The organism is Mycobacterium sp. BMJ-28, from assembly GCF_054404835.1.
This window is the reverse complement of the sequence record NZ_CM136783.1, coordinates 5,680,553-5,705,142: the sequence shown is the minus strand read 5'-3', so window position 1 is coordinate 5,705,142 and position 24,590 is coordinate 5,680,553. Positions and strand designations below refer to the sequence as shown.

Here is a 24,590-nt window from a genome sequence, read left to right as displayed (position 1 = left end):
CACGGCGGCCCTCCGCGCACCAGAACGGCCGCGACGGCGGGGATTCATCCAGATCAGAACACCCGGACCTGTCCTTCGAGGGCGGGCACGGTGTCGGGGAGTTTGTAGGTGTTGATGCCGTTGCGGAACATGATGTTCTCGCGGGCGTGTTCGGGTAGGTGTTTGACCAGCCAGCGGGGGTCGTCGAAGGTCCAGTGTGGGTAGTCGCTGGAGTAGAGCAGGATCTTGTCGCATTCCATCCACTCCAGGGCCCGGGTGAGTTCGGTTTTGTCTTCGGGGTAGTCCAGGGGTTGGGTGGTGAATTTGATGTGTTCTTTGACGTATTCGCTGGGTTTGCGTTTGATGTCGAGCCAGCCTTTGCGGGCTTGGTAGATGGCGTCCATCCGCCACATCAGGGGCAGGATCCAGCTGAAGGCGTGTTCGACGAACACGATGCGCAGGGTGGGGAAGCGGTCGAAGACGCCGTCGAAGATGAGGCTCATGACCTGGTTGGCGGCCAGTAGTGAGTAGGTGACCATGAAGTCGTGGTTGTAGCTGGGGAAGCCGACCGGCGGGATCGGCAGTTCCTCGTTGTGGCTGCGGGACAGGTGGCAGGAGACCGTGATGTCCTCCTGGGTGGCCGCCGCCCAGATCGGGTCATACATCGGGTCGCCCCAGGACGGGCGGCGTTCGGCCTTGATCAGCACCTGCGCCATGAAGGGGTGTTGGGCCCATTTGTGGATCTCGGCGGCCGCCAGGTCGGGCGCTTCGACCGCGACACAGATGGACCCGCGCCAGCGTTCGTGCCAATTGTTCTTCGAATCCAGCCAGTGATTGGCCTGCCAGGTGTTCAGGGCGGCGCTCATGGCCTGCTCGGCCTCGGGGAGCCGGGCCGGGTAGGCGCCGGGTTCCAGGATGGCGATATCCGCACCGGCTTCCATGATCAGCTGCTTGAACGCGAAATCCGGGTCGCTGCAGGCGAACTCGCCGTCGGGCGGGAACGCGTCGAGCCGCATGGCGTAGGCGTGGGCGTAGTCGGGCGCGTCGTAATAGATCTGATCGCCCACCGTGCGGCTTCCGAAATACTTCGAGCGCCACGGCTCGGGGATGTATGGGCCGAGCTCGCCCTGACGGGGGACCGGGTGCACATCGGAATCGACGCACCGTACGGCGATGCGTCCGGGGGCGAGCGAAGCGACGGGGTCACCGGCCGCGGCCGGCACTCTGGGACTGGCTGTGGTTGTCACTGACATCCTCCTGGTTCCCTCCACTGTGCGGCCGTTACAGAGTGGATGTCCAGTGCAACGTGTCAGGGATTCGCGGTGGTGCCCCGGACCAGCAGCGTCGGCGGCACCACGACATCGATCGGCTGGTCGTCCGTTGCGTCGCCGTCCAGCCGGCTCACCAGGCGCGATACCGCAGCGTGCGCCAGTTCCGGGATCTCCTGGCGGATGGTGCTCAGGTCGATGTGGGCCAGCCCGGCCAGTGGGCTGTCGTCGAAGCCCATTACCGATATCTGCCCGGGCACCGCGACCTGCGCCCGCAGCAGCACGTCGAGCACTCCGAGGGCGCACCGGTCGTTGAAGGCGAAGATTGCCGACGGGAGGTCATCGCCGGACGCCAGCAGAGCGGTGGCCGCGGCCGCGCCCTCGCGTTCGGTGCGACCGCCGGGATGCGTGGTGGCCGTCAGTCCGGCGGCCCGCATGGCCTGGAGGTAACCCCGGCGCCGTTCGGCCGCGCCGGGTGCGCGTCCACCGTCGAGGTAGCAGATGTTCCGGTGACCCAGACCGCGCAGGTGGGCGACGGCCATGGCGGCGCCCGCGGTGTCGTCGCTGCGCACGGCATCCACCCCGCGCACCTTGCGCGCCACCACGACCACCGGCGTTCTGGCCGCGAGCGTGGCGAGTTCGCCCGAGGGAAGTTCGGGCCCGAGCAGCACCACGGCTTCGCACCGGTCGTCGACGAGGGTGCGTACCGCGCGGTGTTCGTCGTGGTGCGGGGTGACGGCGCTGAGCACCACCTCGTAGCCGAATTCGTCGGCCGCCGCGTACACGCCGTCGACCAGTTCGGCGTGGAACTCCTGGCCCGCGGCGAATGTCACGCCGAGCAGTTTGGTGCGCAGCTGACGCAGCCGCCGGGCCCGCGGGTCGGGGCGGTAGCCGATCTCGTCGGCGGCCCGGCGCACCCGGGTCCGGGTGGAGTCGCTGGCACCGGGAGCGTCACGCATGACGATGGAGACCAGGGCGCGGGAAACTCCCGCGTGCCGGGCGACATCCTCCAGCGTCGGTCGGTGCTGCATGCACAGAGACTAGAAGGTTCTAGTGGGGCGTGCTTTACTAGTCTCTACTAGAACGTTCTAGTCGATCGGAGAAGGAACATGACGGAGTCCCTGTCCTGCGGTCTCATCGGCGCCGGCTGGATCGGCTCATATCACGGCGAGACGCTGGCGCGCCGACTGGCCGGGGTGCGGCTGCAGGCGGTCGCCGACCTCGATGAGACCGCAGCCCAACGACTTTCGGCGCCGAAGTATTGCCGCGACCCGCTGGAGTTGATCGCCGACCCGCAGATCGACGCCGTTGCCATCTGCTCACCGGCCGCTACCCACGCCGATCTGGTGGTCGCCGCGGCCCGGGCCGGCAAGCACATCTTCTGCGAGAAACCGATGGCACTCACGCTGTCCGACGCGGACCGAGCCATCGATGCGGCCCGCGGTGCCGGTGTGGTGCTGCAGGTCGGGTTCAACCGCAGGTTCGCCGATGACTTCGCGGCAATGCGCAACAGCATCGAGGGCGGAGCCATCGGCACGCCGCAGCTGTTACGGTCCCTGACCCGCGATCCCGGCATCTCCGCGGAGACTGCCGCGCGCGTCAAGCCGTGGACCATCTTCAACGAGACGCTGATCCATGACTTCGACACCCTGTGCTGGCTGAACCCGGGAGCGCGGGTGGTCAGCGTCTACGCTCAGGCCGCCGCGCTGATCCACCCGCAATTCGCCCAGGACGGATACCTGGATACCTCGGTGGTGCACCTGACCTTCGACAACGGCGCCTACGGTGTGGCCGAGGCCAGCTTCCAGGCGGTTTACGGCTATGACGTCCGCGGTGAGGTGTTCGGGTCCGGCGGCGTGCTGCTGGCCGGGCGCGCACCCGAGGACGCAGGTACCCAGAACACGACGCTGTTCGCCGACGCCTATATCGCCCAGTTCGCGGAGTTCGCCGAGGCCATCCGCGCCGGGCGGCCCGCCTCGGTCACCGGTGACGATGCCCGCGTTGCCCTCGAAATCGCGTTGGCTGCACGAGAATCTGTCGAGACGGGCGTGCCGGTCGCCCTCGGTGTGGGGGCGCTCCGATGAGTTTCGAATTGGCCGTCTGCTCGGAGATGGTGTTCGTCGACCTGCCGATCGTGGACCGCGTCAAGCGGATTCACGAGCTCGGATTCGCGGCGGAGATCTGGAGCTGGCACGACAAGGACCTCGACGCGCTGGCTGCCACCGGCGCCACGTTCACCTCAATGACCGGCTACCTGCACGGCGACCTGATCGATCCGGCCACCGCCGACGAGGTGCTGCGCACCGCCGAACTGAGCATCAAGGCGGCCGAGACGCTCGGGGTGACCCGGCTGAACCTGCACACCGCGGAACTGGTGGACGGGCAGGCGGCCCGGCCACGGCAGCGGGCCACCGGGCAGATGTGGCTGACCGCGCTGCGCACGCTGGAGCGCATCGGCGAACTCGGCGCGCAGGCCGGGGTCACCTTCTGCGTGGAGAACCTCAACACCATCGTCGACCACCCCGGCGTGCCACTGGCCCGGGCCAAGGACACCCTGGCGCTGGTGGAGGGCGTCGGACATCCCAACGTCAAGATGATGCTCGATCTGTACCACGCCCAGATCGGCGAGGGAAATCTCATCGAACTGGTCCGCCGGTGCGGAGATGCCATCGGTGAGATCCAGGTGGCCGACGTGCCCGGCCGGTGCGAACCGGGCACCGGGGAGATCAACTACCCGGCGATCGCGCGGGCGCTGCGCGATATCGGCTTCGCCGGCACCATCGGCATGGAGGCATGGAATGCCGCGGACAGCGAGACCGCGCTGGCGGCGTTCCGGGCCGCGTTCACCGTATAGCCGGTATCGACATTGCCTTGGTGGCGTTGGCTTCTCGCACTTTCGCGCCGCCGCGGCGAAGTCAGCCCGATGGGCCGTCTCCACGGCTTCGCCACTTCCGGTAGCCGCGGTGGGCGCCGTAGGCGCCGATGACGGCGGTGATGCACCACACAACGCCCGCGGCGAACGCCAGGCCGGCGGACTTGCTGCCCAGGGACGCACCGAGTGAGGTGTAGACGAACGCCCGCGGCGCCGAACCGATGAAGGCGCCGAGAGCCATCTGCCACAACGGAATTCCGAACGCACCGAACGCATACGCGGCCACCGCGTCCGGCATGCCGGGGATGAACCGTTGTCCGACCACGGCCCACAGCCCGCGACGTTCGATCTGATCGTCGAGCCACTCGGCGCGCTCGGTGCCGAGCAGCGCGCGGGCGCTGTCGCGTCCGGCCCGCCGTCCGACCAGCCCGGCGATCGATGCCGTACCGACGGTCGCGCCGAGTGTCACGCCGAGACCCACGATGGGGCCGAACAGCAGCCCACTGCCCGCGGCCAGGATCGGGCCGGGCACGAGGATGGCACCCAGAACCGCCGAGAGCGCGATATAGGTCAGCGGCGCCGCCGGACCGGTCGCGGTGACGGCGGCCCGGATCTCACCGGCATCGATCACCCGGCCGAACGCCATGACGCAGAACAGGGCGGTCAGCAGCACCGCAAACAGCGCCAGTCGCAGGATGTGGCGCCGTCTGTGCGTGGTGGCGGGGCGGCCGGCGTTCTCGGTGTCGGTCATCTCGCCCGCGATTCTCCCGGACACCGCGCTGGTGCGCTCACGAGCCACGTCGGCGGGTAGTTTCGGTGCCGTGGGCACCCGCTGGCAGGACACCGACGCGCCGCGCGGCGACGACTATGACGCCCGGTGGCGCTCACTGGCCGCCGGCGGGCAAGACGTGCACGGCGAAGCGGATCTGGTCGAGGCCCTGCTCCGCGAGCACGGCGGCACCCGGGTGTTGGATGCCGGGTGCGGCACCGGCCGGGTGGCCATCGAGTTGGCGGCCCGAGGATTCTCGGTGCTCGGAGTCGACGCCGACGCCGAGATGCTCGCCGCGGCTCGCGCCAAGGCACCCGAGCTGAGCTGGGTCCAAGCCGATCTGTCGGCTCCGGGGGCGGCGTTGACCGGGCAGTTCGACCTGATCGTGCTGGCCGGCAACGTGATGATCTTCCTGGCCCCGGGAACCGAGGGCCAGGTGGTGTCCGGACTGACCAGACATCTGGCCCCGGCCGGCTTGCTGGTGGCCGGGTTCTCGCTGCGGCCCGATCGGTTGTCGCTGGCCGACTACGACAGCGTCGCCGCGGCGGCGGGCCTGCAACTGGTGGCGCGCTGGGCCACCTGGGACCGCGCGGAGTTCACCGGCGGGGATTACGCGGTGTCGGTGCACCGCCGGTAACCCACGCGACGTGCGCACGTCTTGCCGCGATCGACGCGACAAAACGTGCCCACGGGGCAGTTGTCCGACGACTATTCGACGACGAAGACCGGGATCTGGCGCGTGGTCTTGGTCTGGTACTCGGCATAGGGCGGGTAGGCCGCCACTGCCAGTTCCCACCAGTGCGCGCGCTCGTCGCCCTCGATCTCGCGGGCCGTCAGCTCGACCACCTTATCGCCGTCCTGCACCGTGACCTGCGGGTGCGTCTTGACGTTGTGATACCAGGACGGGTGGTTCGGGTCGCCTCCCTTGGAGGCCACCATGGCGTACTTGCCGTTCTCCTCGACCCGCATCAGCGGTACGTAGCGCTTCTTGCCCGACTTCGCGCCGGTCGTGGTGAACAGGACGATCGGGCGGTCCAGGATCTGGACACCGTCGGTGGTGCCGGTCTCCAGAATCTTCTCGGTTTGGGTACGGACCCAGTCGGTGGGGCTCAGTTCAGGATGCTCAGTCACCCGGTGAAGAACACCGACGGAGGCGCAGATATTCCCGCAGAACGCATCCGGTTCCCACACTGTGACGCCACGTTACGGAAGAGAATCGTGCCGATTTGATGGCTATCGCCCGGATTTGCGTTCCGCCATCGTGTCGGCAGTGACCCGCCAGATCGTTCTCAACGCGTTCGACATGAATTGCGTGACGCACATCGTCGCCGGCACGTGGCGGCACCCGGAGGCGCAGAACGCCCGATACAAGGATCTGGACTACTGGACCGATCTGGCCCAGCTGCTGGAGCGTGGCCTGTTCGACGGCTTGTTCATCGCCGATGTGCTCGGAATCTACGACGTATACGGCGGCGGCCCGGAGGCCGCGCTGCGTTCGGGTACCCAGGTCCCGGTCAACGACCCACTTCTGGTGGTGCCCGCCATGGCCGCCGTCACGAAGCATCTCGGGTTCGGTGTCACCGCCACCACATCCTTCGAGCACCCGTACTCGTTCGCCCGGCGGATGTCGACGCTGGACCATCTGACCAAGGGGCGCGTCGGCTGGAACATCGTCACCGGCTACCTGGAGAGTGCGGCCCGCAATCACGGCCTGGACACCATCACCCCGCACGCCGACCGGTACGACATCGCCGACGAGTACACCGAGGTGCTGTACAAGCTGTGGGAGGGTTCCTGGGAGGACGACGCCGTCGGCACCGAAGCCGGCCGTCAACACTATGCGGATCCGGCCAAGGTTCATCCGATCGAGCACCACGGCAAGCACTTCCGGGTGCCCGGCATCCATCTCTGCGAGCCGTCCGTGCAGCGCACCCCGGTGCTGTACCAGGCCGGCGCATCCCAGCGCGGTAGGCAGTTCGGCGCGGAGAACGCCGAGGTGATCTTCATCGGCGCACCCACCAAGGAGGTGTTGCGCGACGCGGTCGCCGATATCCGCACCCGGGCCTCCGATGCCGGGCGCGACCCCTACGACGTGTTGATCGTCAACGGTCACGTCGCGGTCACCGGTGCGACCCAGCAGGCCGCGCGGGATCGCTACGCGGACTTCCGGCGCTACACCGATCCCGAAGGCGCACTGGCCTTATGGTCGGGCTGGCTGGGTAGCGACCTGTCCCGGTTCGATCTGGACGACCCGGTGGCCGTCACCGACAACGAATACCTGAAGTCCTCGGTGCAGATGTTCGGGCAGGGTCAGTGGACGCTGCGCGATTTCATCGACGCACACGCCATCGACGCCGAGGGCGGATTCACGGTCGGTTCACCCACCGAGGTGGCCGACGATCTGCAGTCCTGGGTCGAGGACACCGACGTCGACGGGTTCAACCTCACCAACGTCATCACCCCGGGCTCCTTCGTCGATTTCATCGACCACGTCATTCCGGAGCTGCAACGGCGCGGCGTCTACAGGACTGAATACGAGCCGGGCTCGTTGCGGCACAAACTGTTCGGCAGGGGAGCGCGCCTGCCCGAAACGCACCGGGCGGCCCGCTACCGCCGCGTCACAGAGGAGATTGCACGATGACCACCGTTTCCAGCGAGCCATTGACCTACGGATCCGAGCGGCTGGACCAGCTGATTGCCGCGGTCGGCGCGGACGCGCTCGAACGTGAGCGCCACAACGAACGACCTTTCGCTGTCATCGATCTCATCAAGGCGGCCCGGCTCGGGGCGCTGCGGATCCCGCGCGAAGACGGGGGCGGCGGAGCGAGCCTGCGCGAATTGTTCGCCACGGTGATCGCGCTGGCGACCGCCGACCCGAACGTCGCCCATATCCTGCGGGGGCACTTCGCCCACGTGGAGGAGCGACTGCGACTCTCCGGCGATGCGCGACAGCGAGCGATCGACCTGGCGTTGTCGGGCGCCATCGTGGGCAACGCGTCGACCGAGCTCGGCTCCGAGCCGGCCGGCGGATTCGTCTGGCAGACCAGGCTCACCCCCGACGGCGATGGGTACCGGCTCAACGGCAAGAAGTTCTTCACCACCGGCACGCTGTACGCCGACTACGCCGAAGTCCTTGCCAGCGACCCAGACGACGCCTCGGTGATCGCCTTGGTGCCCACCGATCGGGCCGGAGTGACGGTGCTCGACGACTGGGACGGTTTCGGTCAGCGCGCCACCGGCACCGGCACCGCGATCTTCACCGACGTCGCGGTCTCCGCCGACGAGCTGCTGCAGTTCTCCCCGCCGGAAAGCGATGCGGAGCGCCCGCCCCTGTACCACTCCGGCGCATTCTTCCAGCTGTACGTCACAGCTCTGGAAGTCGGTGTGCTGCATGCGCTTCGCGACGATGCGGTGGCACACGTGCATCAGCGTTCGCGCAGCTTCACCTGGGCGCCGAACCCGTCGGCCCCCGATGATCCCCTGCTGCAGCGTGAGATCGGTGAGATCGCCGCTGCGGCCTACGTCGGTGAGGCCACGGTGTTGGCCGCCGCCGACGCACTGGCCGTTGCCTACGACGCCGACGTCACCAAGACCGATCCGAATCTGGAACTCGCGCATGAGGCTTCGCTGCAAGCCGCCGCGGCCAAGGTCGTCATCGACGCCCTCGCGCAGAAGGCCGCCTCGCAGATCTTCGATGTCGGCGGTGCGTCGGTGGTGCGCCAGGCGCACCTGCTGGACCGGCATTGGCGCAACATCCGCACGCTGGCCTCGCACAACCCGGCGTCGTACAAGGCGCAGGCGATCGGCGCCCACTACACCCGCGGCGCCAAACTGCCCGGCAGCGGCTACTTCTGACGAGAGATTTGTGCACGTTTTCCGGCCCACACCGCCGACGTGCACAAATCACAACGGTTACATTCACCATGCATTGCAATCGCGGTAATTCTTATCCAGATCGAGATGCTGGGGTACGACGGGGCTGACCAGTACCGTCTGCGCGATGACTCCCGATGAACGCCGTGCGATCGATCCGATCCTGGAGCGCCTGGACACGTACGGATTGGGTCGGCGGCAGTTCGTGAAACTGTTGGCCGGTAGTGCGGCCGCGCTGACCGCCGCAGGAGCGTTGACGGCGGTGGGTCGCCGCGACGAGGCGCGTGGGGACGCGGTTGCCTATACCGACGGCCAGTTCGCCTTGCTGAACTGGTCGGCCACCGGTGACTACCAGGTGCAGTGGGCCAAGGCCTACCAACAGGCCGCCGCCCAATTGGGTTACAAGAGCGTGGTTCTGGATGGCAAGAGTGACGCCGCGGTCCAGTCCAACCAGTTCAACCAGCTGCTCACCCAGAAGACGACGGCCATCTTCGTCGGACTGAACGACGCGGGAGCCCTGCCCACCCTGGCCCATGACGCCAACGACCGTGGGGTGTTGTTCCAGGCGGCGTGGAACTCACCGGCCTGGTACACGCCGTGGCACAGCGATGCCGACGGCAACAAGTACAACAGCTTCCTGATGCCCGACGAGTACGTCGCCGTCGGCAAGGCGGTGGACGTGCTGGCCAAGAAGGTCGGTGAGGAAGGCACCATCGTCCGGGTCGGGGGCTACTACCCGTCGATCGACGGCTGCGAGGTACAACGCCGGCTCGCCGTGCACGACACCTTGAAGAAGTACCCGAAGATCAAGTTCGCCGGCGAGTTACACGCCAAGTACGACGCCGATCTGTCCCAACGGGCCGCGGCATCGCTGCTGGCCCGTTACCCGGACACCGTCGGCATCGTCGCGGTCAACGACGACGCCGCCACCGGCGTGGTGGCCGGCATCGAGGCCGCCGGAAAGGTGCCTGGCAAGGACGTCTTCGTGGTCGGCGCCAACGGCTCCACGGCGGGTATCGACCGGATCGTCAAGGGCACCCAACTGGTGACCACCGGAAACGTGCCGGCCTACCCGTCCTTCGTGACCATCGCGCAGTTCCACGACCGGCTGAACGGCTGGAAACCCGAAGCCGCCGAACGGTTCTACAGCTGGCACGCCGAGATCATCACGGCCGACAACGTGCAGGCCTTCAAATCCCGTTACGTCGACGGGCCGATCGCCGAATCGTTCGATGTGAAGCGACTGTCCCGGGTCGAGCATCCCGACGATTTCGATCTGCAGTTCGACGGGTTCCCGGTCGAGGACCTGGACACCATCTGGCCGGGCGTGCCCAAACCGAAGGATTTCCAGCTACCGGAGGCGTATCTGCGGGCGCAACGCAACGGCGACTTCGACCGCATCCGGGCCCTGTACAAGGACCACTACCGCACCCCGGTGCTCGGGCCGTCCCCCTACCAGAAGGTGTGACATGACCGCACATCCAGAGCCCCGGCTGCGGGCCACCGGCATCGTCAAATCATTCGGCGCCAACCGGGCACTCAACGGCGTCGACCTGACCGTCGGGGACGGCGAGGTCGTCGGCTTGATCGGCGAGAACGGCGCGGGCAAGAGCACGATCTTGAACATCATCTCCGGAGTGCTGCCGTACGACTCCGGATCCCTGATCCTCGACGGTCGCGAGATCGCGCCCAAGACGTATCAGGAAGCCAACCGGCTGGGTATCTTCCGGGTGTTCCAGGAGGCCAATCTGGTCGATTCGCTGGCGGTGTACGAGAACGTGTTCTTCGGCTGGGAACACCTGTTCCGTTCCCGCACGGGCGGATTGGACCGGCGCACCTTGCGCCGGGTGGCGACCGAGGCGCTCGACAAGGCCGGTGTGGGCGGCGTCGACGTCTCCGCCCAGACCGGCAAGCTGACCCCCGGGCAGAAGCAGAATCTGGATATCGCCAGGGTGACCGCCCTTGCGGAGTTGCTCGAGGTGGCGCGCCCGGTCGTGTTGTTCGACGAGCCGACGACCGCGCTGGACTCCGAGCACGAGGACAACTTCCTGCATCTGTTGGAGCGCCTACGCGGGGTGGCCGCCGTGGTGTTCGTGTCCCACCGGCTACCCGAGATCATCGAATCCACCGACCGCATCACGGTGTTCAAGGACGGCGAATCGGTGGCCCACCGGCCCACCGAAGGCATCGACGAGAACGAGTTGCACCGCCTCATGGTGGGCCGGGTCCGCACCGAGAACTACTACCGGGAACACACCCAGCGGGCGATCGCAGCCGATGCGCCACCCCGGCTGGTGGTCGAAGGCGTCGCCGGCGCCGGGGTGTTGCGTGACGCCTCGCTGGAGGTGGCAGCCGGCGAGATCATCGGTCTGGCCGGCACCGAGGGCTCCGGGAAGCGGGTGCTCGGCGAGATCATCGCCGGTGCGGTACGGCCGTCCCGGGGCCGGATCCTGGTCAACGGCGAGCCGGTCAGCGGCACCATCGGCGATCATGTGCGTGCCGGGATCGCCTACGTGCCACCGGATCGTGCCGACAAGGGCCTGATCGTCACACAGTCCATCGCCGACAACATCGCACTGGCCTCCCTGCACGACAGGTTCGCCACGCCGCGGGTGGGACTGTGGGCGGTCGGGCGGGCCCGAAAAGTGGCCCAGCAGTATGTCGAGGAGCTCGGCATCGTCACAGAGAGCATCGACGCGCCGGTCTCCTCGCTCTCCGGTGGCAACGCGCAGAAGGTGCTCATCGCCAAATGGCTGCTGCGGCAACCAGATATTCTCGTCCTGGACGAACCCACCCAGGGCGTGGACACCGGCGCCCGCGAAGGTATCTACGACCTGCTGCGCACGGTCGCGGCGGCGGGTACCACGATCATCCTGGTCAGTGACGACCTGCCCGAATTGATCGGCTTGTCCAACCGGGTCGCGGTGATCACCGAGGGCCGGTTGGTGGCGACCGTGGATGCACCGCCGGGTGCCAAACCCGACGAACACGATCTCGTAGCCCTGATGATCCCCGGCGCGACCGCCGTCCCTACCACCATCGGATGAGAAATGACCACTGAACTGACCCCGACACTGACCGTTCCCGTCCCTGAAACCGATTCTCCTGCAACCGGCGTGGCGCAAGGAAGCGCACCGGTCGGATTGTTCACCCGGCTCAACCTGGTCCGCGACGTGCTGCCGTTGGCGGCGTTGCTGGCGCTGGTGGTGTTCTTCTCGGTGCGCGCCGAGGCGTTCCTGACCGCGGCCAACCTCACCCTGATCAGCGGGCAGGCGGGCATTCTGCTGCTCGCTTCGCTGGGGGCCACGCTGGTGATCGTGGCCGGCAGCGTGGACCTCTCGGTCGGTTCCATCGCCCTGCTGACCGGCGCGGTGGTGGCATCCCTGATCAACGACGGGTTCGACAACCCGTTGCTGGTGCTGCTCATCGCGATCGCGGTGGGCGCGGCGATCGGGTTGATCAACGGGGTGGTGTTCGCCTACGGGCGGGTGCCCTCGTTCATCGCCACGCTGGGCACGCTGTCGTTGTTCGCCGGAATAGGTTTGACCATCCTGCAGGGCAGCACCATCAACTTCACCAACCAGGGCATCCGGGACCTGGCGATCGGGCAGTTCATCCCCAACATCCAGAACGCCGCCCTGATCGCCCTGCTGGCGCTGGCCGTGGTCTGGTTCTTCGCCCGGCGCACCCGGTTCGGGCTGTATGTGTACGCCATCGGCGGCAACGAGAAGGTGGTCGAACTGGCCGGTGTGAAGACGCGCCGGGTGAAGGTGCTGATCCTGGTGGTCTCCGGAATCACTGCGGGGGTGGCGGGGCTGCTTCTGACGGCCCAATTGGGCGCGGCGGGACCCACATTGGGGTCGCAGATCCTGCTCGACTCGGTGGCCGCGATCGTCATCGGCGGCACCGCACTGTCGGGTGGCATCGGCGGGGTGGGCCGCACTGTGCTCGGGGTGCTGATCCTGACAGTGTTGTCCAACGGCCTGAACCAGATCGGTGCCGCCGACTACACCCAGACCATCATCAAAGGTCTGGTGATCATCGTGGCCGCCGTGTTCACCATGGCGTCGCAGCGCAAGCTCATCGTCAAATAGCATGGCAGCGCCGCGATTCGGGGTCACCGCACCATCCCGAAGGTCCGCACGATGCACGCTGGGAACGAGTCCGGGACAGGTGTCGCTCGCCGCAGTTGTTCATCAGCCCCGACGGTGAGGAGAACGACCAGGGTGAAGCGTGGTGGCTGGCGGCGCCCACTTGTAGACTCGGGAGATGCCGCGCACCTACGCCACCGCAGACGATGTCAGCCTCGACGAACTGCTGGAGTTCGTGCGGCCGAGGCACCGCATGGTGCTGACCACCTTCCGGGCGGACGGCTCGCTGCAGAGCTCGCCGGTCACCGGCGGCGTGGACGAGCAGGGACGCATCGTGATCGCGAGTTACCCGCAGCGTGCCAAGTCGGTGAACATCGGCCGGACGCCGCGCGCCAGCGTCACGGTGTTGTCCGATGAATTCCACGGCCCGTACGTACAGGTCGACGGTGACGCCGAACGTATCGACCTGCCCGAGGCGGTGGAGGCGCTGGTCGACTACTTCCGCGCGGTCGCCGGTGAACACCCGGATTGGGACGAGTACCGGAAGGCGATGGTCGATCAGCGAAAGTGCCTGCTGCGCATCACTCCTACGCGCTGGGGTCCGGTGGCCACCGGCGGGTTCCCACCGCCTCTGGGCTAAGCGGTGAACGCCGCCTCGAAGAAACCCAGCTCCAGCTGCATAGCCCGCCGGTAGGTGGCGTGCACGGCGGGAGTGTCGCTGTTCTGCGCGTCGAGCAGCCCTTCGAGTTGGGCCGCCAGGGCTTCGAAACCGGGATCGGCGTAGGTCGCCACCCACTGGGCGTAAGCGCCGGCGCTGCCGGCCGTCAACGACCGTCCCAGCCAGGCGTACAGCCGCATGCACGGCGTCATCGCCGCATACACCGCGGCGGCATCCTGGGTGGCGGCGGTGGCCAGCAGGAAATCGGTGTAGGCCAGGGTGGCCGGCCATGGAGTCACACCGGCCATGTCGATACCCCAGGATTCCGCGTAGGACGCGTGCAGACCGAGTTCTTCACGGACACCGGTCAGCAGGTCGGCCAAGGTGAGCAGGGTGGCGGTATCGGCACTGCGGGCCAGCGCCAAAGCGTAGGCACGGGCGAACGATTCGAGGAAGAACGCGTCCTGCGCGACGTAGCCGGCGAACAATTGCTTCGGCAGCGAGCCGTCGCCGATACCACCCACGAACGGGTGCGCCAGTATCTGCGCCGTCACGTCGGCATTCTGCGACCACAGCCGGGCAGACAAGCTCACCGGCCGGCCATTTCCCAGAAGTCGACCTCGTGCGACAGCACCTCGTCGATCAGGGCCTGCTTACCGTCGGGGGTGGCCAGTGCGCCGAGTTCCTGGACGTACGATGCGAATTCTGCGGTGCTCCAGTGTTCGACGAACTCACGGAACCGCGACGTATCCGACCGGGCGTGCGTCCAGGCGAGCAGATACACCCGCTCCAGCACCCACAGTGCGGTGACCGCGGCGTCGAACGGCTCGCCATCGAGGACCCGCAGAAGTTCCCGATAGGCCAGCGTGGCAGGCAACGGACGCTGGTCCAGATCGAGACCGCGCCGCCGCGCCTGCACCTCGAACCAGCTCAACTCGTCCACCAGGGCGACGCAGCCGGCGGCGAGCGTCGACTGCGCGGGCCGTGGGGCCCGCGCGAGCAGGCGGCCCTGGAACGACAACAGGTCGGCGACGAAAATGGCGTCCTGGACCAGCCAGCGGTCGAAGGCATCATCGGTGATGGTGCCGTCGCGTACCGCATCGAGGAACGGGTGCCGGGTTGCAGGAACCCAGAGCTCATCTGACACGCCCCGAAGGATAGCGGTGTGCGCTCAGCGTTTGTACTTCCCGTTCGGATCGAAGCCGAAATTTGCGATGGCGGTGGATGATCCGGTGCCGATCGGTCCGAGGTGGTCGAACAGCCCGGTGGACCCGGCGGCGACGCCGTCCGCACTGCAGTGGGTCAGTGCCGCGAGCCCGATGAACGGTCCCTCGGGCAGCCGGCCGAGCGCCAGGGTGTAGTCGGCGTTGATGAACGCCAGACCGTCGGTGCTGAAGTTGGTCATCGAGGCGGTGACGTCGACGGCCATGGCCGCCCGGATGAACGGTGTCATCGCCTCGCCGTCCACCAGGTCGCGGATCTCGCGTACCCAGGCGTACCGGGGACCGGCCTGTTGCCAAGGGAATTCGCGCCGGTTCGCTTCGGCCGTGGGCCCGTACGCACGGATGAACATCGGCACCGTGTCGTCGAAGTGCTCGGGGTTCTCCGGGATCGGCGGCATGCTCACCGCCGTGTTGAAGAATGCGCCGGCGGGCTGGGCGCCGCGGCGAAGGTACAGCGCCGACGCACGGGCAACCAGCTCGCCGCCTTGGGTCATCGCGGCGTCGATGGATCGCATCCGGGTGCCCGCGCGAACCACTGACGCGCTCACCCGTACCGGTTCGGAGGCCACCCTGCGCAGGATCTCGACCGTCAGCCGGGCGGGGTGCAGGTCGGTGTCGGCAACCTGGCCTTCGATGGCCCGGGCCAGCAACCCGCCGATGACCTGACCACCGAGGGTGGGACCCCAGCCGCCGTGCGCGATCGAGTTGGGTGCCAATTCGTCACCGCGTTGTTGCAGGAAGGGGGTGACCGCGGTGCGCTCCATGCCGAAGATATTACAAAAATACTTACCGTTGTAATAACGGTAACCACGCCGAGTGGAGGGCTGAGCGCTACTCGTCTGCGGTGAACACCGGAGACGCGGCGGGGAACTTCGCCGCCACGGCAGGCAGAAAGAAGACCCTGAGGTAGCGGCGGGCCGTCTCGGGATCCTCGGAGCCCGGGATGACACCGAGCAGCAGGCTCATGCTGGTGGCGATCAGGAAGCGGGCGAGATCTTTGGCGCGCAGGCCCGGCCGCAGTGTTCGGCCCGCGTCGGTTTCGACGAGGGCCGCCGCCCACGCCTCGGTCAGCCGGTGCAGCTCCGGGTTGTTGGCCAGCATGGTCGCCACGGTGCGTTCACCGGTTGGGTCGGAGATCGAATGCACCAGGGGGTCTCGATTGAGCTCGGTCGCCACGATCACCATGCTCTCGACGATGACGTCCAGTGGTTCGGCGTCGGCCGGCACGCGGTCGAGGATGCCCATCATGTGGCGCTGCGTCGTCCGCTGAATCAGTGCCTCCACCAGGTTGTCCCGGGTGGGGAAGTGGCGGTAGACGCTGCCCCTGGAATAGCCGGCTTCGCGGGCGATCACCTCGATGGTGGTGGCGCGGTAACCGCGGGCGACGAACAGTCGCTCGGCCGCATCGAGGAAGGTCGTGCGCAGTTCGTCGGCTGCCGCGCCGCCGCCCGCTGGGCGTCCCCGACGACGGCGTACCGGCTCCTCGCCCACTCGTGCTGTCCTTCGTGCTGGTCGTGACAACAAGACGGTACTCCGGACTGGCGACCCGGCCTCTCGACAAATAAATAACATTTGATCTAGTTTGTTTAATTAAGCTGTACCCGCAGCGCTGAGCAGGAGGATCCGATGGCGAACCGGTCGACGGGATGGTTCGGTGCGGTCGTCGCGTCGGTCGGGATCGCCGCGGCGCTACTGGCCGGCGCGGCGACGGCCGCCGCCGATACCGGTTCGGGGTCGACCGGCGGAAACGGCACACCGGCGGCATCGGAGCAACCGGCGGCCGGCGACACCGCCCAGGTGCAGTCGCGGGGACACGGGCCAGGCGGCAAGAACACCGAGTCCGGCCCGACGCCGGCGCCAACGGCCGACACGTCGGACACGCCACCGGCGCCCGACCCGGCCGCCGAACAGCCCGCCCCGCCGGCCAAGAGCATCAAGTCCGGCACCGCCAAGAGAAAAGCCCGGATCCCGGATCGGCCCAAGGCGCCGCAGACCGAGCGTGCCGCTGCGACGCCCGCCGAAACCGCCGAAACCGAACCGTCGCACCGCCAGACTTCGACGTCGGTGACGCCATCGCCGGCTCCCGCGGTCACCGCAGCGGCGGCGCCGCGCGCCGGTGCGGCCATCACGGCGAGCAAGGCCGATACGGTGGTGTCCCAGCCCACTCCCCGTCGCGTGACGCTGATGGATACCGTCGGGTCGGCGGTCCTCAACGTCGTCATGGGTCTCATCCAGTTCTTCGCGGGCCCGCCCGTCCTGCCGCCGGATGCCAACGTCAGCGTGCGCACCTCCACGCTGCGCGTACCGGTCGCAGGCGGACGTACGGTCACCGCGGACTGGTACTTCCCCGAGAGCGACGAGCCGCCGACCCGGCTGATCTACCTGCAGCACGGGTTCGGTGCGGTCGGGTCGATGTACAGCTACACCGCCGCCGCACTCGCCGAGCAGACGAACAGCATCATCGTCGCGCCGACGATCACATCGAACTTCCTCACCACCGACGGGGCCTGGCTGGGCGGCACCCCGATGCACCAGGCGGTGGCCGACCTGTTCGCCGGCGATCGCGCCGCACTGACCGCGAGTGCGACCGCGGCGGCCGGACACGGCGTCGTCCTGCCCACCCGCTTCGCACTGGTCGGCCACTCCGCCGGCGGCAGCCTGGTGATGGGGGCCGCCGCAGCCATGATCGGCAACCGGGCGATCGACGACCTGACGGGCGTGGTGCTGCTGGATTCGGTCGACATGAACGGCACCGTGCCGATCGCGTTGTCGAAGCTCACCGGCGCCAATTACCGTCCGGTGATGGATATTTCGTCGGAGCGCTACGTGTGGAACATGTTCGGCAAGGTCGGTGACGAACTCCAGGCCGCGCGTCCCGGCCAGTTCAACGGTGTGGTGTTGACCGGCGGTCGCCATATCGACGCACTGCACGGCGGCAACAACGTCATTCAGGTGGCCGAGTACCTGGTGGCCGGATTCTCGGCGCCGAAGAATGTGGCCGCGGTCAAGACGATCGCGGTGGGGTGGATCAACGACCTCTTCGCGGGCACGCAGGACGGCTACTACCCTGCTCCGCAACAGGGCGTTCAGATTCCCACCCCGGCGGGCACCGCCACTGCGGTCGCGCTTCCGTTCACCTCCGACAATCACGTGCAGGGGACGCCGTGGGACAAACTGTCCGAGTTCCTCCTCGATATCGTCGGTCGCGCCGCACTGTACGAGCCGACCGCCGGATCAGTTGCGGCTCTTGAGGTATAGCAGCATGGGCGTGCACTAGCATTGCGGCCATGAGGCTGGACGGGCAGCAACTCGCGGCCTACGCCGCCGTGATCGAGCTGGGCAGCTTCGACGCCGCGGCCGACCGCCTGCATGTCACGCCATCGGCAGTGAGTCAGCGCATCAAGTCACTCGAGCAGCGCGTGGGTCAGGTGCTCGTGGTTCGCGAAAAGCCTTGTCGAGCAACATCTGCGGGTATCCCACTGCTGCGATTGGCTGCCCAGACCGCGCTGCTGGAAGCGGAGGCGCTGGCCGAGACCGGCGGCGGCCCGCACGAGCGTATCCGGGTCGCCATCGCGGTGAACGCCGATTCCATGGCGACCTGGTTCACCGGTGTCTTCGCCCGATTGCCCGACATTCTGTTCGACATCAGGATCGAGGATCAGGACCACTCGGCACGATTGCTGCGCGAGGGGGAGGTGATGGGCGCCGTCACCACCGAGCGTGCGCCGGTGTCCGGTTGCCGGGTGCGGCCGCTGGGTGTGATGCGCTACATCCCGGTGGCCACCCCCGCCTACATGGCGCGGCACCTACCCGAGGGATTCACCGCGAAATCGGCCGCCCAGGCTCCCTCACTGGCGTGGAATCGTGACGATGCGTTGCAGGACAACCTGATACGCAAGGTATTTCGGCGCGAGGCGCGCCGGCCGGTGCATTATGTGCCGACTGCCGAGGGGTTTCGGGCCGCGGTGCAGGCGGGGCTGGGCTGGGGGATGTATCCCGAGCAGCTGATCGGCCCGGACTTCGTCCGGATCGCCGATGTGCATCTGGACGTGCCGTTGTACTGGCAGTGCTGGAAGCTGGACAGCCCGGTCGTCGAGACCGTGACCGGTGCCGTGCAGAGCGCGGTCGAGGAGCTGGGCCGGCACCGGCACGACTGACGACGCCACACCGAAGTTTATGACGTTCGTCATAAAGGCAGCATGATCTCGTATTATTACGGCTGTCATAGGAGGTGGCGTGGTCGAGGTAGACGCTCGTGAACGGATGGTGGCGGGCGCGGCCGACATGATCGCGCGCCGCGGGGTGAACGCCACCAGCGTGCGGGAACTGGCCAAGTACACCGGAGCTCCGCTGGGGTCCATGTATCACCATTTCCCGGGCGGGAAGGGCCAGCTGGCAGCCGAGGCGGTGCGTCGTGCCGACGACCTGACCGCGCGCACGCTGACCCGCGCGATGGCGGCCGGGCCGACCGACGGTCTCGACGGGTTCATCGATATGTGGCGGAAAGCCCTGGTGGACAGCGGCTTCCAAGCAGGCTGCCCGGTGCTGGCCGTGGCGGTCGAGGAATTGCCGGATGGCGAGTCCGCGCCACGCGACGCCGCGGTCTTCGCCTTCGGGAGCTGGACGTCGATTCTGGCGGCGGCGCTGCGCAACCATGGTGTCGCTCCGGCGCAGGCGATGGGGACGGCGACCCTCATCATTGCTTCCGTGGAAGGCGCGGTGGCGATGTGCCGGGCCGAGCGCGCCACCCAACCGCTGGACACCGTGAGCCGGGAACTGCGCAACGTCCTGCGGTCGGTGCTCGGGGAAGTCCTAAGTCAGGGATCTCCGGCCGGCGCGGCCGGTGCCCCGTCCTGACGATCAGGGCAGCGGGACCCGCCACTCCAATACCGTTCCGCCCCCCGCAGATGTCCCCAACGACAGTGCACCGCCGCATTCCGCGGCACGCAGCCGCAGGTTCGCCAGTCCGCTCTCGGTGACCGGTTCCGCGAGACCGCCACCGTTGTCCGTGATTTCGACGGTCAGATAATCGTCGACTCGGACGGTAAGGGTGATCTCGGTGGCGTGACCGTGTCGCACCGCATTGCTCACGGCTTCGCGCACCACGGCCTCGGTGTGGTCGGCCATCGCCGGCTCGATCACCGACAGCGGCCCGGTGTAGTTCGCCGATGTGTGTACCCGGGCCGACGCGAACTGTGTCAGCGCGGCATCCAGGCGCTGGCGCAGCCGGGTGCTTCCGGCGGATGCGCTGTGCAGATCGAATATCGCGGTGCGGATCTCGGAGATGACCTCCTGCAGATCATCCACGCATGTGGCGACGCGTTCCTGCGCGTCGGCCGGGCGGATCCGGGGAAGGGCACCCTGCAACGACAAGCCCGCCGCGAACAGCCGCTGGATGACGTGGTCGTGCAGGTCCCGTGCGATCCGGTCGCGATCGGTCAGCACCTCGAGTTCGTGCATTCGCCGCTGACTGGTGGCCAGCTGCCAGGCCAGGGCGGCCTGGTCGGTGAACGCCGCCGCCATCGACAGGTCGTCGTCGGCGAACGGGGCGGCACCCGGCCCGCGCAGGGTGATCACCATGCCTGCAACGGTTTCGGTGGTACGCAGTGGCAGGATCAGCGCAGGCCCCCTGGTGCCGGCCAACTCGAGGCTCTCGGTGCGCACCGGTAGTCGCTGGCCGTACGCGTCGCCGATGAGCCCCGAACTCACCGGGATCGGGGCGATGGTGGCGAGGTCGATCCGCTCGGGGCCGGTGGCCCCGACCACCACAAGTTCATCCGGGGAGCCTTGGTCATCGTCCTCGCTGGACACCGCGACCACCGCGAGCGCGGAACCGGTGAGCTTGCGGGCCTGCTCGGCGATCACCTGGAACACCGCGGCCGGATCGGTGCCGGACAGCAATTCGGTGGCGATGTCGCGGGTCGCCTCGATCCAGGCCTGTCGTCGCTGCGACTGTTGGTACAGACGCGCATTGTCGATGGCGATCCCGGCAGCCGCGGCCAGCGCCTGGGCGAGCACCTGGTCGTCCTCGCTGAACGGCTGACCGGACTTCTTCTCGGTCAGGTAGAGATTGCCGAACACCTCGTCCCGGATCCGGATGGGTACGCCGAGGAACGTCGACATCGGTGGGTGGTGTGCTGGAAAGCCCACGGAGGCCGGATGATCGCAAATATTGTCCAACCGGATGGGTTTCGGCTCGTCGATCAGCACACCGAGTACACCCAGTCCCTGCGGCAGGTCACCGATGCGGTGCCGGGTGACTTCGTCGATGCCTTCGTAGACGAACTCGACGAGTTCGTGGCCGTGCCCACGGACGCCCAGGGCACCGTAACGCGCGTCGATCAATTCGATGGCGGTGTGCACGATCGTGGTCAGGGTCGCGTCGAGTTCCAGACCCGAGGTGACGGCCAGCATCGCGTCCACCAGACCGTCGAGGCGGTCCCGGCCCTCGACGATCTGCTCCACGCGGTCCTGAACTTCGCTGAGCAGTTCGCGCAGCCGCAGTTGCGACAGGGTTTCCCGTAGCGGGCGGTCCCCGCGCTGTTCCGGTCCAGACACAACTGGATCCTATTGGTCGCGGGCGGCCGGATGGTCCAGCTTCGAGACGAACACCGCAGCCTGGGTGCGGCGCTGCATGCCGAGCTTGGCCAGCAGGCGCGACACGTAATTCTTGACGGTCTTCTCCGCCAAGAACATTCGGGCGGCGATCTGCTTGTTCGTGAGTCCTTCGCCGAGCAGGTCGAGCAGCACCCGCTCCTGGTCGGTGAGCCCGGATAGCGGGTTGGACCGCTCGGTGGAACCGCGTAACTTCGCCATCAGTGCCGCCGCGGCGCGGTTGTCCAGCAGCGAGCGGCCGGCCCCGACCTCTTTTATGGCCCGTGCGAGCTCCATGCCTTTGATGTCCTTGACGACGTAGCCGCTCGCGCCGGCCAGGATCGCGTCCAGCATCGCCTCGTCGGAGGTGAACGAGGTGAGCATCAGGCAGCGCAGATCGGGCAACTGTGACAGCAGTTCCCGGCACAGTTCGATGCCGTTGCCGTCGGGTAGTCGGACGTCGAGCACCGCGACGTCCGGGCGTAGTGCCGGTATGCGGGCCAGCGCCTCGGACACCGATCCGGCCTCGCCGATCACGTCCAGATCGGGGTCGGAACCGAGGAGGTCGGTGAGCCCGCGCCGGACTACCTCGTGATCGTCGACGAGAAACACCGACACCATGGACAGACCTTTCGCAAGTGATCCTGTGGTGACCATTGTGGCGCAGAGATGGACGTCAGATCTCCACCCGCAGCACATCGTGCAGCGGGCGACGAGGCGTGGGAGGCGGTACCTCTTCCAGCGCAGGGGCGATCCCCAGGCGCACCACCACCTGTGGGAACGGTCGATTCACCAGGGCCGCGACAATGTCCCGGCTGATCGGAACCTCGGTCAGGTGGCTCAACGTGCAAGACGACATGCCGGCCATGGTGGCGTCCAGCAGCACCGCCGAGAGGGCTTCACCGGCCGCGAGGATGCCTTGGCGGGTGTCGTCGGAAGCGGAGATGACCAACAGCCGGGCCTGGTCCTCGCCCACCTCGAGCCGGCGCTCCCGGTGGTGGGTGACGGGGAAGGTGCGGCCGACGTCGACGCGGTCGGCTTCTTGGGCCGAGACCAGTGAAGTGTGCGGAATTCCGTCGTTCACCTCGTAGGGTGAAGTCCACCAAGTGATCTCGTGGTGGTACTCGGAATCGTAGAGGCGCATGGCGTCGGTCAGGTGTGAGGCCTCGGCCAGGGTCTCCCGGTCGGCGATATCGATCACGTCCAGCGCGCTGCCGGCGAGATCGGTGCTGCTGCGCATCAGGCGTTCGAAGGAATCCCAGTTCGGGGGCTCGGCGAACGGCAGCCGGTCGGTGCGCCGGTGCAGGATGGCGTCGGCCCGCCGGCGCTGCGCCGCGGTCACGTCGGTCAGCTTGCTCAGGGTGATGTCGACGATGTGGTGCTGGTCATGATCGTTTCCCGTCGCTTCGCTCGCCCCTGTGCGGTTGGGATAACGCTCGACATGGGCGGTGTAACCGCCGGCGGTCATGGCCACCCGGAAATGGTCGAGGGCGGCGCCGCAACTGATCAGGGCCTGCCGGCCGCCCGCGTCGGAGGCCACCAGGTGGTCGGGATCGACGAACATCGACACCGTGCCGGCGTGGATCACCCACCGCCATGGCTGGCTGTTGTGGTAAGACGGGGCACGGCACGCGAGGTGCACGGCGTCCTCGATGACGGCGACGGGGAGCAGTGTCGTGGGCATGCCTCCATCCTGCTCGGCGGCCGGGCCGGACAGCAGGGCCAGAAGTCCTCGATCGGGCGGCTCGAGGCTCACCGGCCGCCGTTTTGCTTTCGGCTCCGCACCGTTGCTGGGCTGACGCGGGACGCCTCCAGGTAGGCCACGATCGCGTTGGACAGTCCGCGGCGCGCCTCGTCGAGATCGGCAAAGGCATTCTGGCAGGCGGTGATCCAGTGCGTGCCCATGGCTGGCAGTGGAATCACGAGGGACGCAATGTGTGCATCCCATACCAGGACCTGCCCAACCGTGGACGCCGGATGACCACCTACCCGGTGACCGAGCGCAACGCGTCCGTCTACATCTGGCATGACATCGAAGGCCGCGCACCGCATTTCGAGGTGCCGGACATCTTCGCGGACTTCGACAGCGGCGATACGGACCCGAAGACCTCGGCCGACTATTACCCGCAGCAGCGGCTGTACCGGACCGCGGTGGAGATCCATCCGCAATACGTGCTGGAAAACGGGGATCTGTTCGGTAATAGGGGGCGGCCGCCAAAGGACAATCGACGTTCTACGGCACCGGGATGAACCCCGGCCTGAACCAGATTCTCGGCGTGGTGTGTTCGGCAGACGTGGCCGAGATCGACAACATCACCACCATCGAATCGGTCGGCGTGTCCTGTCACCATTCGGCCGACACCTGGAAGGAGGTGGGCTACGGACTCCCCGTCGACGATCCGCGGTTGCCGGGGATGCTGGAGAAGTACACCCGGGTGTTCGCCGACAGCGTGCTGTTGATGGCCGACTGCTTCGATGTGCAACTCGGCACTGAACGCGATCAAGTCGGTGGTGGCCGCCCGCCCGGGCCTGCTCACCAGCGCCGACCTGCCGCTGCGCGGCTTCGCCGGCCGGTTCAGGTGACGTCGAGCGCGGGGCCGATCCAGCGTCGCAGGTAGGCCCGCAGCCGGGCGCCCGAGCGGGGCGGATCGGTCGGTGCGATGAGCATCGACTGGATGTTGCGTAACAGGAACTCGATCAGCTCATCGAGAAGTGTGTCGTCGTAACCCATTGTTGCCCAGTCGATATGCGTGTGACGCAGCATGGTTCGGCAGCGGTCGATGACGGCGGGGGTGAGCATGCCCCGGCTGAAGCTGTTGGTGCGGTCGTTGGCCAGCAGCAGTTCCAGCAGCGGCTCGTGGGGGAGGCGCTCGATGATGTGGGCGAGCACTTCGACGAGCTGATCGGTCACGTCCAGGTTCGCCGTCATGGCGGCGACTTCGGTGACGAAGCCCTCCAGGCTGGCCTCCGCGACGGCGGTGAACAGCTCCCCGGTGCCGGTGAAGTAGCGGTAGATGGTCCGCCGGGTGATGCCCAGCGTCGCGGCGACGTCGGCCAGGGCGGTGTGGCCCGCACCGCGCTCGTCGATCATCGCGCGGGTGGCGTCGATGATCCGTTTGCGTGCCTCGGCGTCGTCAGCCGGTGGCACTCCGCCCCACCCTTTTCGTCCCACGGCATCGACTCTCCCAGATCCGCCGAACGTGCCGCGCCTCACGTGTGATTAGCCGGTCAAAGGACTGCGCGCGCCGCGCAGGTAGTGTCAC

24 protein-coding genes and 2 pseudogenes are annotated in these 24,590 nt (G+C 67.4%); 14 read left to right on the top strand and 12 right to left on the bottom strand.

Annotated features, from left to right (window positions below):
• Positions 1-53: 53 nt before the first annotated feature.
• Both ACXPWS_RS28290 and ACXPWS_RS28285 read right to left on the bottom strand, forming a co-directional pair.
• Complete coding sequence (locus tag ACXPWS_RS28290; protein ID WP_458709828.1) at positions 54-1,226, bottom strand: amidohydrolase family protein; 1,173 nt, start codon at positions 1,224-1,226, stop codon at positions 54-56.
• Positions 1,227-1,288: 62 nt separating this feature from the next.
• Positions 1,289-2,278 carry a LacI family DNA-binding transcriptional regulator gene (locus ACXPWS_RS28285; RefSeq protein ID WP_458709827.1) on the bottom strand — a complete coding sequence of 330 codons (990 nt, stop codon included), beginning with the start codon at positions 2,276-2,278 and terminating at the stop codon, positions 1,289-1,291.
• Positions 2,279-2,356: 78 nt separating this feature from the next.
• Between ACXPWS_RS28285 and ACXPWS_RS28280 the strand changes: the two genes are divergently transcribed.
• Complete coding sequence (locus tag ACXPWS_RS28280; protein ID WP_458709826.1) at positions 2,357-3,331, top strand: Gfo/Idh/MocA family oxidoreductase; 975 nt, start codon at positions 2,357-2,359, stop codon at positions 3,329-3,331.
• On the top strand, positions 3,328-4,101 hold the full coding sequence (locus tag ACXPWS_RS28275) for a TIM barrel protein (protein ID WP_458709825.1): 774 nt from the start codon (positions 3,328-3,330) through the stop codon (positions 4,099-4,101). Before ACXPWS_RS28280 ends, ACXPWS_RS28275 begins: the two co-directional genes overlap by 4 nt.
• 61 nt (positions 4,102-4,162) lie before the next feature.
• On the opposite strand, the gene ACXPWS_RS28270 is transcribed toward ACXPWS_RS28275, so the two are convergent.
• Positions 4,163-4,870, bottom strand: coding sequence for a TVP38/TMEM64 family protein (locus ACXPWS_RS28270; RefSeq protein WP_458709824.1), 708 nt, complete (start codon positions 4,868-4,870; stop codon positions 4,163-4,165).
• A 70-nt stretch (positions 4,871-4,940) separates the two neighbouring features.
• Between ACXPWS_RS28270 and ACXPWS_RS28265 the strand changes: the two genes are divergently transcribed.
• Positions 4,941-5,525, top strand: a complete 585-nt coding sequence (locus tag ACXPWS_RS28265; RefSeq protein ID WP_458713726.1) for a class I SAM-dependent DNA methyltransferase — start codon at positions 4,941-4,943, stop codon at positions 5,523-5,525.
• Between the two features lie 71 nt (positions 5,526-5,596).
• Here the strand turns inward: ACXPWS_RS28265 and ACXPWS_RS28260 are convergent, their stop codons facing one another.
• Positions 5,597-6,019, bottom strand: a complete 423-nt coding sequence (locus tag ACXPWS_RS28260; protein WP_458709823.1) for a nitroreductase family deazaflavin-dependent oxidoreductase — start codon at positions 6,017-6,019, stop codon at positions 5,597-5,599.
• Positions 6,020-6,158: 139 nt separating this feature from the next.
• Between ACXPWS_RS28260 and ACXPWS_RS28255 the strand changes: the two genes are divergently transcribed.
• The 6 genes from ACXPWS_RS28255 to ACXPWS_RS28230 all read left to right on the top strand — a co-directional run bounded on the left by ACXPWS_RS28255 (position 6,159) and on the right by ACXPWS_RS28230 (position 13,492).
• A complete protein-coding gene (locus ACXPWS_RS28255; RefSeq protein ID WP_458709822.1) occupies positions 6,159-7,529 on the top strand; it encodes an LLM class flavin-dependent oxidoreductase in 1,371 nt (456 codons plus the stop codon).
• Positions 7,526-8,743 carry an acyl-CoA dehydrogenase family protein gene (locus tag ACXPWS_RS28250; RefSeq protein ID WP_458709821.1) on the top strand — a complete coding sequence of 406 codons (1,218 nt, stop codon included), beginning with the start codon at positions 7,526-7,528 and terminating at the stop codon, positions 8,741-8,743. Before ACXPWS_RS28255 ends, ACXPWS_RS28250 begins: the two co-directional genes overlap by 4 nt.
• A 145-nt stretch (positions 8,744-8,888) precedes the next feature.
• Positions 8,889-10,229, top strand: coding sequence for a sugar ABC transporter substrate-binding protein (locus ACXPWS_RS28245; RefSeq protein ID WP_458709820.1), 1,341 nt, complete (start codon positions 8,889-8,891; stop codon positions 10,227-10,229).
• 1 nt (position 10,230) lies between these two features.
• A complete protein-coding gene (locus ACXPWS_RS28240; protein ID WP_458709819.1) occupies positions 10,231-11,808 on the top strand; it encodes a sugar ABC transporter ATP-binding protein in 1,578 nt (525 codons plus the stop codon).
• A gap of 3 nt (positions 11,809-11,811) precedes the next feature.
• Positions 11,812-12,855: an ABC transporter permease gene (locus ACXPWS_RS28235; RefSeq protein WP_458709818.1), complete on the top strand. Its 1,044-nt coding sequence runs from the start codon at positions 11,812-11,814 to the stop codon at positions 12,853-12,855.
• A gap of 175 nt (positions 12,856-13,030) precedes the next feature.
• A complete protein-coding gene (locus tag ACXPWS_RS28230) occupies positions 13,031-13,492 on the top strand; it encodes a PPOX class F420-dependent oxidoreductase (protein ID WP_458709817.1) in 462 nt (153 codons plus the stop codon).
• On the opposite strand, the gene ACXPWS_RS28225 is transcribed toward ACXPWS_RS28230, so the two are convergent.
• The 4 genes from ACXPWS_RS28225 to ACXPWS_RS28210 form a co-directional block, all read right to left on the bottom strand.
• Positions 13,489-14,103, bottom strand: coding sequence for a TenA family protein (locus tag ACXPWS_RS28225; protein ID WP_458709816.1), 615 nt, complete (start codon positions 14,101-14,103; stop codon positions 13,489-13,491). The two genes, ACXPWS_RS28230 and ACXPWS_RS28225, sit on opposite strands and share 4 nt — an antisense overlap.
• Positions 14,100-14,657: a thiaminase II/PqqC family protein gene (locus ACXPWS_RS28220; RefSeq protein WP_458709815.1), complete on the bottom strand. Its 558-nt coding sequence runs from the start codon at positions 14,655-14,657 to the stop codon at positions 14,100-14,102. The genes ACXPWS_RS28225 and ACXPWS_RS28220 overlap by 4 nt, the downstream gene beginning before the upstream one ends.
• Before the next feature lie 24 nt (positions 14,658-14,681).
• On the bottom strand, positions 14,682-15,497 hold the full coding sequence (locus tag ACXPWS_RS28215; protein WP_458709814.1) for a thioesterase family protein: 816 nt from the start codon (positions 15,495-15,497) through the stop codon (positions 14,682-14,684).
• A 67-nt stretch (positions 15,498-15,564) separates the two neighbouring features.
• Complete coding sequence (locus tag ACXPWS_RS28210) at positions 15,565-16,224, bottom strand: TetR/AcrR family transcriptional regulator (RefSeq protein ID WP_458709813.1); 660 nt, start codon at positions 16,222-16,224, stop codon at positions 15,565-15,567.
• 135 nt (positions 16,225-16,359) lie between these two features.
• Here ACXPWS_RS28210 and ACXPWS_RS28205 point away from each other — a divergent pair, with 135 nt between their 5' ends.
• The 3 genes from ACXPWS_RS28205 to ACXPWS_RS28195 all read left to right on the top strand — a co-directional run bounded on the left by ACXPWS_RS28205 (position 16,360) and on the right by ACXPWS_RS28195 (position 19,590).
• Entirely contained in the window at positions 16,360-17,991 is a 1,632-nt protein-coding gene (locus ACXPWS_RS28205; RefSeq protein WP_458709812.1) for an alpha/beta hydrolase family protein, read from the top strand.
• 29 nt (positions 17,992-18,020) lie between these two features.
• The gene (locus tag ACXPWS_RS28200; protein WP_458709811.1) at positions 18,021-18,890 is read left to right on the top strand and encodes a LysR family transcriptional regulator ArgP; all 870 of its coding nucleotides are present in this window, start codon (positions 18,021-18,023) and stop codon (positions 18,888-18,890) included.
• Positions 18,891-18,969: 79 nt separating this feature from the next.
• Positions 18,970-19,590, top strand: coding sequence for a TetR/AcrR family transcriptional regulator (locus ACXPWS_RS28195; protein WP_458709810.1), 621 nt, complete (start codon positions 18,970-18,972; stop codon positions 19,588-19,590).
• Between the two features lie 3 nt (positions 19,591-19,593).
• On the opposite strand, the gene ACXPWS_RS28190 is transcribed toward ACXPWS_RS28195, so the two are convergent.
• The 3 genes from ACXPWS_RS28190 to ACXPWS_RS28180 are packed head-to-tail and all read right to left on the bottom strand — an operon-like array spanning position 19,594 to position 23,011.
• Positions 19,594-21,291 (bottom strand): GAF domain-containing sensor histidine kinase, encoded by a 1,698-nt coding sequence (locus tag ACXPWS_RS28190; RefSeq protein ID WP_458709809.1) that lies wholly within the window; start codon positions 21,289-21,291, stop codon positions 19,594-19,596.
• Between the two features lie 9 nt (positions 21,292-21,300).
• On the bottom strand, positions 21,301-21,948 hold the full coding sequence (dosR, locus tag ACXPWS_RS28185) for a hypoxia response regulator transcription factor DosR/DevR (protein ID WP_458709808.1): 648 nt from the start codon (positions 21,946-21,948) through the stop codon (positions 21,301-21,303).
• 55 nt (positions 21,949-22,003) lie between these two features.
• Positions 22,004-23,011: an Acg family FMN-binding oxidoreductase gene (locus ACXPWS_RS28180; RefSeq protein WP_458713725.1), complete on the bottom strand. Its 1,008-nt coding sequence runs from the start codon at positions 23,009-23,011 to the stop codon at positions 22,004-22,006.
• 110 nt (positions 23,012-23,121) lie between these two features.
• On the opposite strand from ACXPWS_RS28180, the pseudogene ACXPWS_RS28175 reads away from it, so the two are divergent.
• Positions 23,122-23,514, top strand: a pseudogene (locus ACXPWS_RS28175) (Rieske (2Fe-2S) protein); the annotation flags it as partial.
• Between the two features lie 20 nt (positions 23,515-23,534).
• A pseudogene (locus tag ACXPWS_RS28170) lies at positions 23,535-23,813 on the top strand (dihydrodipicolinate reductase); the annotation flags it as partial.
• A gap of 89 nt (positions 23,814-23,902) precedes the next feature.
• Here the strand turns inward: ACXPWS_RS28170 and ACXPWS_RS28165 are convergent.
• A complete protein-coding gene (locus ACXPWS_RS28165; protein WP_458709807.1) occupies positions 23,903-24,475 on the bottom strand; it encodes a TetR/AcrR family transcriptional regulator in 573 nt (190 codons plus the stop codon).
• Between the last annotated feature and the right edge of the window lie 115 nt (positions 24,476-24,590).

Bases quoted from the DNA above. Each gene is read 5' to 3' on its own strand.
- ACXPWS_RS28285 (WP_458709827.1), bottom strand. From the start codon at position 2,278: ATGCAGCACCGACCGACGCTGGAGGATGTCGCCCGGCACGCGGGAGTT.
- ACXPWS_RS28280 (WP_458709826.1), top strand. From the start codon at position 2,357: ATGACGGAGTCCCTGTCCTGCGGTCTCATCGGCGCCGGCTGGATCGGC.
- ACXPWS_RS28275 (WP_458709825.1), top strand. From the start codon at position 3,328: ATGAGTTTCGAATTGGCCGTCTGCTCGGAGATGGTGTTCGTCGACCTG.
- ACXPWS_RS28270 (WP_458709824.1), bottom strand. From the start codon at position 4,870: ATGACCGACACCGAGAACGCCGGCCGCCCCGCCACCACGCACAGACGG.
- ACXPWS_RS28250 (WP_458709821.1), top strand. From the start codon at position 7,526: ATGACCACCGTTTCCAGCGAGCCATTGACCTACGGATCCGAGCGGCTG.
- ACXPWS_RS28245 (WP_458709820.1), top strand. From the start codon at position 8,889: ATGACTCCCGATGAACGCCGTGCGATCGATCCGATCCTGGAGCGCCTG.
- ACXPWS_RS28240 (WP_458709819.1), top strand. From the start codon at position 10,231: ATGACCGCACATCCAGAGCCCCGGCTGCGGGCCACCGGCATCGTCAAA.
- ACXPWS_RS28235 (WP_458709818.1), top strand. From the start codon at position 11,812: ATGACCACTGAACTGACCCCGACACTGACCGTTCCCGTCCCTGAAACC.
- ACXPWS_RS28230 (WP_458709817.1), top strand. From the start codon at position 13,031: ATGCCGCGCACCTACGCCACCGCAGACGATGTCAGCCTCGACGAACTG.
- ACXPWS_RS28215 (WP_458709814.1), bottom strand. From the start codon at position 15,497: ATGGAGCGCACCGCGGTCACCCCCTTCCTGCAACAACGCGGTGACGAA.
- ACXPWS_RS28205 (WP_458709812.1), top strand. From the start codon at position 16,360: ATGGCGAACCGGTCGACGGGATGGTTCGGTGCGGTCGTCGCGTCGGTC.
- ACXPWS_RS28200 (WP_458709811.1), top strand. From the start codon at position 18,021: ATGAGGCTGGACGGGCAGCAACTCGCGGCCTACGCCGCCGTGATCGAG.
- dosR (WP_458709808.1), bottom strand. From the start codon at position 21,948: ATGGTGTCGGTGTTTCTCGTCGACGATCACGAGGTAGTCCGGCGCGGG.
- ACXPWS_RS28180 (WP_458713725.1), bottom strand. From the start codon at position 23,011: ATGCCCACGACACTGCTCCCCGTCGCCGTCATCGAGGACGCCGTGCAC.